General features: G+C 63.1%; 10 protein-coding genes. 4 read left to right on the top strand and 6 right to left on the bottom strand.

Translation table 11 applies throughout. The features are described 5' to 3' along the window. The first annotated feature begins 4 nt into the window (after nucleotides 1-4). From olsF to ABTW55_RS24320, 3 genes are all read left to right on the top strand, one after another. A complete protein-coding gene (gene olsF, locus ABTW55_RS24330; protein WP_033648417.1) occupies nucleotides 5-1,726 on the top strand; it encodes an ornithine lipid synthase OlsF in 1,722 nt (573 codons plus the stop codon). 101 nt (nucleotides 1,727-1,827) lie between these two features. Beyond that, complete coding sequence (locus ABTW55_RS24325; RefSeq protein WP_033634640.1) at nucleotides 1,828-2,610, top strand: N-formylglutamate amidohydrolase; 783 nt, start codon at nucleotides 1,828-1,830, stop codon at nucleotides 2,608-2,610. Nucleotides 2,611-2,686: 76 nt separating this feature from the next. After that, nucleotides 2,687-3,400 (top strand): flagellar brake protein, encoded by a 714-nt coding sequence (locus ABTW55_RS24320; protein ID WP_033634639.1) that lies wholly within the window; start codon nucleotides 2,687-2,689, stop codon nucleotides 3,398-3,400. A gap of 43 nt (nucleotides 3,401-3,443) precedes the next feature. Here ABTW55_RS24320 and pdxY read toward each other — a convergent pair whose 3' ends face one another. The 3 genes from pdxY to ABTW55_RS24305 are packed head-to-tail and all read right to left on the bottom strand — an operon-like array spanning nucleotide 3,444 to nucleotide 5,257. Then, a complete protein-coding gene (pdxY, locus tag ABTW55_RS24315) occupies nucleotides 3,444-4,286 on the bottom strand; it encodes a pyridoxal kinase (RefSeq protein WP_060421212.1) in 843 nt (280 codons plus the stop codon). A 3-nt stretch (nucleotides 4,287-4,289) separates the two neighbouring features. Next, nucleotides 4,290-5,006 carry a glutamine amidotransferase gene (locus ABTW55_RS24310; RefSeq protein ID WP_060421209.1) on the bottom strand — a complete coding sequence of 239 codons (717 nt, stop codon included), beginning with the start codon at nucleotides 5,004-5,006 and terminating at the stop codon, nucleotides 4,290-4,292. Continuing rightward, nucleotides 5,003-5,257, bottom strand: coding sequence for a hypothetical protein (locus ABTW55_RS24305; protein ID WP_033634636.1), 255 nt, complete (start codon nucleotides 5,255-5,257; stop codon nucleotides 5,003-5,005). Before ABTW55_RS24305 ends, ABTW55_RS24310 begins: the two co-directional genes overlap by 4 nt. A 66-nt stretch (nucleotides 5,258-5,323) precedes the next feature. On the opposite strand from ABTW55_RS24305, the gene ABTW55_RS24300 reads away from it, so the two are divergent. Continuing rightward, entirely contained in the window at nucleotides 5,324-6,628 is a 1,305-nt protein-coding gene (locus ABTW55_RS24300; protein ID WP_060421205.1) for an aminotransferase class I/II-fold pyridoxal phosphate-dependent enzyme, read from the top strand. On the opposite strand, the gene ABTW55_RS24295 is transcribed toward ABTW55_RS24300, so the two are convergent. From ABTW55_RS24295 to nudI, 3 genes are all read right to left on the bottom strand, one after another. Then, nucleotides 6,625-7,611 (bottom strand): MsnO8 family LLM class oxidoreductase, encoded by a 987-nt coding sequence (locus ABTW55_RS24295; RefSeq protein ID WP_060421202.1) that lies wholly within the window; start codon nucleotides 7,609-7,611, stop codon nucleotides 6,625-6,627. The two genes, ABTW55_RS24300 and ABTW55_RS24295, sit on opposite strands and share 4 nt — an antisense overlap. 138 nt (nucleotides 7,612-7,749) lie before the next feature. Beyond that, a complete protein-coding gene (gene pbpG / locus ABTW55_RS24290) occupies nucleotides 7,750-8,586 on the bottom strand; it encodes a D-alanyl-D-alanine endopeptidase (protein ID WP_060387790.1) in 837 nt (278 codons plus the stop codon). 93 nt (nucleotides 8,587-8,679) lie between these two features. Then, on the bottom strand, nucleotides 8,680-9,105 hold the full coding sequence (nudI, locus tag ABTW55_RS24285; protein WP_033634632.1) for a nucleoside triphosphatase NudI: 426 nt from the start codon (nucleotides 9,103-9,105) through the stop codon (nucleotides 8,680-8,682). Nucleotides 9,106-9,118 lie beyond the last annotated feature (13 nt).

Genomic DNA, 9,118 nt, shown 5'->3' with positions numbered 1-9,118 from the left:
CGCGATGTTCAGCCTGGATTCTCTGTTGCAAGATGCATTTCCACACCGCAATACCCCTGCCTGGCAGCGCAGCCTGCTAAGAACCCTTCTCTTCGAAAAAGAATTCAAACAGTTCGCCGCCGACTATCCCCACCTGAAAGGTCTCGATCTGATCGAGCAGGTGGTGGACTACTTCAACCTCAGCTGCGAGCTGGTGGACGGCGATCTGGAAAACATCCCGAGCCAGGGGCCGGTGGTGCTGGTGGCCAATCACCCGATCGGCTCGCTCGACGGCCTGGTGCTGCTGCGCGCCGTCGCGGCGGTGCGCCCGGATGTGAAAGTGGTGGCCAGCCAGCTGCTGACCTACATCGAACCGCTGCGCAACCTGTTCGTGCCGGTGGATAACGTCGCTTATAAAACCAGCCGCAAACAGATTGAAGGCATGCAGCGGCAGCTGGACAATCAGGGCGCACTGATCCTGTTCCCGGCCGGCGAAGTGTCGCGCATGAGCCCGAAAGGCATCCGCGACGGCCACTGGCATACCGGTTTTCTGCGCCTGGCCGCCAAGGCGCGGGCGCCGATCGTGCCGATCCACATCAGCGCGCGCAACAGCAACCTGTTCTACTTTACCTCGCTGGTCTACCGGCCGCTGTCGACGCTGCTGCTGGTGCGCGAAATGTTCCAGCAGCGGGGCGGGCGCATCAAGATCCGCGTCGGCGGCCGCGTGCCGTTCGCCAGCTGGCACGACGGCCACACCAGCGCCAAGGATCTGGCGGAGCGTTTTCGCCGCCACGTGTATCGCCTGGGCCAGGGCAAGCCGGGGCTGTTCGCCAGCGAGTCGCCGATCGCGCTGCCGGAAGAGCGTCTGGAGCTGAAAAAGGCGTTGGCGAACTGCGAGCGGTTGGGGGTAACGCCGGACGGTAAAACCATCTACCTCTATCGCCGCCACGACGAAGCGCGCACGCCGATCCTGCGCGAACTGGGGCGTCTGCGCGAAATCGCCTTCCGCGCGGTAGGAGAAGGCTCCGGCCGCCGCCGCGATCTGGACAGCTATGACGACGATTACTACCACCTGGTGCTGTGGGATGAGGAGGAGCTGGAGATCGTCGGCGCCTATCGCTTTATCCCCACCGCCGAACAAATCGCGCGCAAAGGGCTGGAAAGCATCTACAGCAACAGCCTGTTCCACTACGATCGCGATATGGAGCCGATCCTGGCGCAGGGCATCGAGCTGGGGCGCAGCTTCATTCAGCCGGCCTATTGGGGCAAGCGCGGGCTGGACTATTTGTGGCTGGGCATCGGCGCCTACCTGGCGAAATACCCGCAGTATCGCTATCTGTTCGGCCCGGTGTCGATCTCCGGCGGCATGCCGCTGGCGGCGCGCGATTTGCTGATCGCCTTCTATCGGCTCTATTTCTCGCCGGACCACGCTTTCGCGCAATCGCGCCGGCCTTATCCGGCGTCGCTGCCGCAGGTGCTGGCGCAGTTTGCCGGGGATAACTACCAGGAAGATCTGGTGCGGCTCAAGAGCCTGCTCAGCAATATCGGCTGCTCGATCCCGACGCTGTACAAGCAGTACACCGAACTGTGCGAGCCGGGCGGGGTACAGTTTATCGACTTCGGCACCGATCCGGCTTTCAACAACTGCATCGACGGGCTGGTGCTGGTGGATACCACGCGGCTCAAGCCGTCGCGCTATCAGCGTTATATCGCGGTGCACCAGCCGCAGCCAGCCGAGACGGCATGACTACAGTCTGACTCATGCCTTTTTGATCTAAGCACGACCTTGGGGCCGGCGACGGGATAGCGCTACGATAAACGTTTTGCTTTCCACCGCCGGAGCCCGTCATGCCTCACTCGTTTATCCCGCCGTTATTGTCCGCCGACGAACCCTCTGCCGCCGCCGTTGAAATCCCGCGCGGCAAAGCGCCCTTTTTGCTGCTGTGCGATCACGCCGGCAAGGCGATCCCGCAATCCCTCGGCGATCTCGGTTTGCCGCCGGGGGAGATCGAACGCCACATCGGCTGGGACATCGGCGCGCTGAGCGTGTCGCGCCATCTGAGCCGCCAATTGGACGCCACGCTGATCCACCAGCGTTACTCACGGCTGGTGATCGACTGCAACCGGGCGCCCGGCATCGCCAGCTCGATCCCGCATTTGTCCGAGTTGACGCCGATCCCCGGCAATATCGGTATCGACGCCGAGCACGCGCTGGCGCGCGAGCGCGAGGTGTTTTTGCCGTATCACCACGCCATCGACGATCATCTGGGGCAACGCCAACTGCGCGAACTGCCGACGGCGGTGATCGCCATGCACAGTTTCACGCCGGTGTTCAAAGGGGCATCGCGCCCCTGGCAGGTGGGGCTGCTGTTTAACCGCTACCCGGAATTTGCCCATCTGCTGGCCGAGCTGCTGCGCGAAGAGGGAGATTTGCAGGTGGGGATCAACGAACCCTATGCAATGACCGACGCCACCGACTACACGTTGCCGGTCCATGCGGAACGCCGCGGTTTGCCTTATGTCGGCATCGAAATCCGCCAGGATCTGATCGCCGACGAACGTGGGCAACAGGCGTGGGCGAAACGTTTCGCACGCCTGCTGCCGCAGGCCTGGCAGCGCTGGCAAATTTGACTTTAGGAATATTCCCAGAGATGATAACCGTAAGGAATACGTAATACGTCATTAGAAAAAAAGTCAGGAGAGACGTGTGGAGCACAGCGATAACGGACTGTTTATCAAACGGGAGCGTTTTGAAGTTCTGGCGATTCTGCGTGAAATTTGCAAACAACGCACGCCGCTGCGCGTAGAAAATCAGCAGCACCGGTTTCAAAGTCTGTTATTGAGCGTCGGGCCGGACAATATCGTGTTTAGCGGTGAGGAAGCGGAAAACGCCATCGACGGCGCCTGCACCATCGTGATTGAAAGCAACGACGCCAAAATCGAGTTTTCCGTCGGCCAGGCGGAGCTGACCGAACATCAGGGCGTCCAGGCCTGCTCGACCCGGCTGCCGCAGGAGTTGGTCTACATCCAGCGCCGTCGCCAGTTCCGCATCACCACGCCGCACTGGCGCCAATTCTTCTGTACCGGCGAATACCCGAACGGCACGCCTTATGAGCTGCGGATCCACGATCTGTCCGCCGGCGGCGTCGGTTTGCGTTTCGACGGCCCGCTGCCGGATTTCTTCCAGCCGGGCCTGCAGTTCAAGAAAGCGGAGTTGGATTTGGGCAGCTACGGCAGCTTCAAGGTCAACATGGAGCTGGTGGTAGTCAACGACGATCAGGAAACCGACGATAACGATCAGGTGGTGCACTTCTCGCGCCTGTCGTGCCGTTTCCTCAAGCTGGGGCTGGCGATGGAGCGCAAAATTCAAAGCGCGGTGTTCGCCTTCGAGCTGGATTTCAACAAAAAGAAAAAACGCTGATATTTATCAGGGGCGGCACGCTGCCCCTGACTCTCCACTGGCCTTACGGCTGTAACGCCCGCAGGCTGCCGATCTCTTCCCAACCGAAATGCGCCGCTTCGGCCAGCACGTCGCACACTTCGCCGCCGGCGGCGACCACGGCCGCGTCAAGCGCGGCGCCGTGCAGCAGATGGCTCACCAGCAGTGCGGCGAACAGATCGCCGGTGCCTTTGACCGCCGATTTGACCTTCGGATGGGTAAAGCACTGCGTTTCCTGCCGGGTGACCAGCATCAATCCCACTTCGTCTTCGTGCTGCGCCACGCCCGGCGCGCTGGTGACCAGCACCCATTCGGTGGTGTCGTTCAACAGCGCCTGCGCGGCGTGCTGCGTCTGCTCTTGGCTGCTCAGTTGCCGGCCGCACAGCTGCTCCAGTTCGAAACCGTTCGGCGTCAGGCCGTTGGCCAGCCGCAGGAACGGTGAGCGATAGCAGTTGACGATGCGCTCATCCACGTAGATCCCTTCACCGTAATCGCCCATCACCGGATCGATATAGATCTTTATCTGCGGATTGAGGGCGCGCACCCGCTGCAGCCAGTTGGCCAGAATATGGCACTGCATCACGTCGCCTAGATAGCCGACGATCACCGCCCGGGCGCGCTTCATCACGCCGCGGGCGATCAGATCGTCGAGAAAGCCGCCGAACCACTCGCCGGAGATGATGCCGCCGTGCGGCTTGCCGTAATAGGGCGGGCAGCCGAACAGCACGCTGGGCACCTGCAGCGCTTCCAGCCCTTTTTTCAGCAGGGCGCGGTAGGCGATGCCGTTGCCGACGCTGCCGTAGACCACCTGAGATTGAATGCTGATCACGTCGATGGACGGTGATCGCAAGGGTGAAGTCTGTTGCATGAGTTACATCCTTGGTTCGTTATTATCCAGCCAGCGGGCGAACACCTGCCGCGCGCGCTGTTCCAGCTGTGCGCCGTGGCGCGCCGCCTGTTCGCGCAGGCTCTGGGGCGCGATGCCGGCCAGTTCCAGTTCGCAGGCATGGCCAATCAGCCAGCGTTCGATATCGCGATGATCCGCCTCCAGATGGAACTGCAGCCCGAGCGCGAACCCCTGATAGTCGAAGGCCTGATGCGGGCAAACCGCCGTGCCGGCCAGGCAGCGGGCGCCCTCCGGGATCATGAACATATCACCGTGCCAATGCAGCACCGGCGTATCGGCCAGCGGCGCCAGCACCGAGTCGTCTTGCGCCGTGAGCGTGGTCAGCGGGGCGAAACCGATCTCTTTGACGCCGAGCGAGATCACGTCGGCGCCCAGCGCCTGGGCGATCACCTGCGCGCCGAGACACACCCCAAGGGTCGGCCGCCGCTGCGCCAGCCGCTGTTTGACCAGCGCCAATTCATGGTCGAGAAAATCATAGCGCTGCGCGCCGGAAAAGTGTTGGGCGGCGCTGATCGGCCCGCCGAGCACCACCAACAGATCGGTCTCTTCATTATTGATAGCACGAATATCATCGCGGCCGGCATCGTAATAGTCGATCTGATAGCCGCGCAGCGAGAGCAGGGAACCGAGGATGCCCAGGTTTTCAAAATTGACGTGTCGAATGGCGACGGCTTTTTTCATTGTTTAACCTCGTGAGCGTGGGTGAACGGCGTCAGCGCCAGCGACTCGCCCAGCACCGCGATGCCTTGCGCGCCGCTCTGGTAGACGATGCGGCGTTCGCTGACCTGGCTGAGCTGCACCTGATAACCCTGCGCGGCCGGGAACAGCGCGCAAGCCTGCTCCAGCTGATCGGCCGCCCAGGGCGTGAACATCTGCAGGCGGGCAAAGGCTTTTCCTGCATACTGAATGTCGAGCACGTAATGTTTATCCATGGAACCCCTTACTTTTGGCCGCGGAAGCTGTTAATCTGTTTTGAACTAGTACAAAAGGATTTATGTATGACTTCATTGTATGCAAAAGGCGGCGGCGCTGTCCAGATTGCCGAGCAGATCGCCGCACGCATCAAAGACGGAGCGCTGCGGCCGGGCGAGCTGTTGCCGCCGGTACGCCAGCTGGCGGCGGAGCTGGAGGTCAATCCGAATACCGTCGCCAGCGCATACGCCCGATTGCGCGATGCCGGTCTGGTGGCGACGCGCGGGCGGGCGGGAACGGTGGTGCTGGAGCCGCCGCTGGCGGCGGTGAGTGCGGCCTATGCGCCGCGCCAGGTGCCGGCGGGGATGTGCGATCTGGCCAGCGGCAATCTCGATGCCGCATTGTTGCCGGCGTTGGCGCTGGGCGCGGCGGAGGCGTTCCCGCAGCAAAACGGTTATGACATCAGCGGCGATCTGCCGGTATTGACCGGCCTGGGGCGCGAGTGGCTCGGCCGCCAGGGCGTCACGCTGGGGGAACCGGCGGTGTTCTCCGGCGCGCTGGACGCGATGGAAAAGGCGCTGCGCTGCCATATGCAGCCGGGCGCGGCGGTGTGGGTGGAAGATCCCTGCTGGCCGCCGCTATTGACGCTGCTGCGCCACCTGCGTCTGCGGCCGCTGCCGCTGGCGATGGATGAACAGGGGTGTCGGTTGCCGGAAAGCGGAGCGGCGGGCGCGGTGATCCTGACGCCGCGCGCCCACAATCCGACCGGCGCCTCGCTTTCTGCGCAACGCGCGCAGCAGTGGCGGCGTTTTCTCAGCGCGAATCCGCAGTGTCTGGCGATCGTCGACGACTTCTGGGGGCCGCTGTCGCAGCAGCCGCTGCATCTGCCGTTCGATGGCGATCGCGGGCTGTACGTGCTGTCGCTGAGCAAGTTTCTCAGCCCGGATTTGCGCATCGCGCTGGCCTGCGGCAACCCGACGTTGCTGCAGGCAATGCGCGCCGATCAGTACATCAGCGAGCGCTGGGTCAGCCATATCTTGCAGCAGATCGCCGCCAGACTGTGGGGGCAGGCTTTGCAGGAAGGGCAGCTGCAGCGGGCGCAGCAGGCGTATCAGGCCAGAAGGGATGAACTGGTGCAACGGCTCAACGCGCTGAATCACACGGCGCTGGCGGTAGGTGAAGGGCTGCACCTGTGGTTGCCGGTGCGGTCGGAAACCGCCGCTGCGCAGCTGATGGCGCAGCGGGGGTGGCTGGTGCAGGGCGGCGAGCCTTTTCGTCTGAAGAGCGATCCTGCGATCCGCGTCAGCCTGGCCAACGTGGCGCCGGCGCAACTGGCGCCTCTGGCGCAGGATCTGGCCGACGCCATGCGGGCCAGCGCGGCGATCAACTAGGCCGGCGTCAGGCTCTCCTCCGCCAGCAGCTGCAGTGAGGTGAGCCGGGCGCTCGGTTCGCCGATCGGCGTGTCGATGATGAACTCGTCCACGCCGTACCGCTGCTGCAGCTGCGCCAGTTGCTGATGCACCTGCGGCGCAGTGCCGAGCAGGATATGGCTTTCCCGCGGTTCGATGCGGTAGTCGGTGGCGCCGGCCTGCTGCACGAAACTCTCGGCCTGCGCCAGGCTGCCGACGGTCACGCTCTGCTCACCGGCGACGTGGACGCGGTATTGCTGTATATCCGCCGCCAGCGCCGCGGCCTGTTCCGCGCTTGGCGCCGCGATCGCCGCTACCGCCAGCAGCGCCTTGCGGCCGCCGCTGTGTGCGGCGTAGTGCGCCAGCGCTGCGCTGATATCTTGCGGATTGCCGTTCAGATGCGCGGCGAACACGAAAATCCAGCCGGATTCGGCCGCCAGTGCCGCACTCTCTTTGCTGGCGCCGAGCAGGAAGCGCTGAGCGCCGTGCGGCGGCAGCGGCGTGGCGCTCAGGCCGGGCTCGGCGTCGTCGTTCAGATAGGCGGTCAGCTGCGACAGCTGCTGCGGGAAAGCCGGTTTGTGTTGCCGGTCATGGGCGGCCTGCAGCGCCTGGGTGGCGAGCGGCAGCCCGCCGGGCGCTTTGCCCACCCCGAGATCGACGCGCCCCGGCGCCAACGCCGCCAGCAGGTTAAAGTTTTCGGCCACCTTGTAGGCGCTGTAGTGTTGCAGCATCACGCCGCCGGAGCCGATGCGAATGCGCGACGTCTGGCCGAGCAGGTAGCCGATCAGCACTTCCGGCGACGGGCAGGCGAGCTGCGGCGTGTTGTGGTGCTCCGCCAGCCAGAAACGCCGATAGCCCCAGCGTTCCGCCTGTTGCGCCAGATGCAGCGTGCGCGCCAGCGCCTGGGCGGCGCTTTCCCCGTCGGCGATCGGACTCTTTTCCAATATGCTCAAGGCATAAGCCATTTTCCCGCTCCTTTCCTCATCAGATATGCCTGACAAATACCATGCGGGCGGCGCGCGCCTTAATACTGATTGGCGATAGGATATTCCATTGATCCAAAACGAATTTGGATATGCGCAGATCGGTAAAGCGCCGCGATATTATCCTTCGAGCCAGGCCTTCAGACGAATGGCGTCACGGTAGTGGCCGTAGCGCGACTGCGCGCCGAGCAGGATCATCACCACCGGCTGCCCTTTGATGGTGGTGCGCATCACCAGGCAGTGGCCGGCCTCGTCGGTAAAGCCGGTTTTCTGCAGCTGGATCTTCCAGGCTGGGTTGTTGATCAGACCGTTGGAACTGCGGTAGACCAACTGGCCTCGGCCAGGACGCACGATCTGCTGCTTGTCGGTGCTGAAGCGGCGAATCGATTGATAGCGATAGGCGTGATTGACCATCTTCAGCAGATCGTTGGCGGTCGCCACATTGCGCGGCGTCAGCCCGGTCGGATCGTAGAAGCGTGCGCGTTTCATACCGATGGCGCGCGCTTTCTGATTCATTTTCGCCACGAAGGCCTTGCGTCCGCCGGGATAGCTGCGGCTCAGCGCCGCAGCGGCGCGGTTCTCCGAAGACATCAGGGCGATGTGCAGCATGTCGCGGCGGCTGAGCACCGAGCCGATGGTCAGGCGCGAGTGGGTTTTCTTCAGCAGATCGCGATCGGCGGCGGTGACTTTCAGCCTGCTGCCCATCGGGCGTTTGCTGTCCAGGGCGACCATGGCGGTCATCAGCTTGGTGAGCGAGGCGATCGGCAGCACGCGGTTCGGCTGCTTCTGATAGAGCGTCTTTCCGGTGCGTTGATTGACGACCAGCACCGATTTGGCGTTCAGCACCAGCGGCGGCGCAGCGGCATGCACGGGCGCCAAAACGAACAGCAGGCTGAACAGGAGGGCGGCGCCGAAGCGCCGGGCGGGCAGACGGAGAAAAGCGAGAGATAAAAGCATAACGGCGGCAATAGTGACCCTAAGTGATTAAAAAATATCAAAAGAGTCTGCCCGGCAAATGTGAAGAAAATAGGGCGATAATCGCTCAAACTGTTACAACAATCCCTTTTGTTGCAGCGTGAAGCGGGTGGCCTCGTTCAAATCGTAGTCCGCGAGACGCTCGCGCGGCACCCAGGCGTAGTCGTCGAACTCGTCGTTGATCGTCACGTCGCGGTTGGCGGCATGGCAGTCGAAAATCAGGTAAATCATGTAGATTTGCTCCCGGCTGCCGTCGGCGTAGGTTTTGATGCGCACATCGTCGCGGAAGGTCCAGGGCGTGATGCTGTCGAGGATCAGCGCGGCGCCCAGCTCTTCGCGCACTTCGCGCCGCAGTGCCTGTTCTATCTGTTCACCCGGCTCGACGCCGCCGCCGGACAGCGCCCACTGGCCGGGGAACACGCCCTTGTGCGCCGCCATTTTGCACAGCAGGAAGGCGTTATCGTTTTCAATCAGCGGGCAGACAATGATGCGCTGGCGCATGGAAGACTCCTGT

Origin of the sequence: Serratia sp. SM04 (assembly GCF_040280225.1) — a bacterium.
GTDB classification, from domain to species: domain Bacteria; phylum Pseudomonadota; class Gammaproteobacteria; order Enterobacterales; family Enterobacteriaceae; genus Serratia; species Serratia sarumanii.
This window is presented reverse-complemented; position numbering and strand designations above follow the sequence as displayed.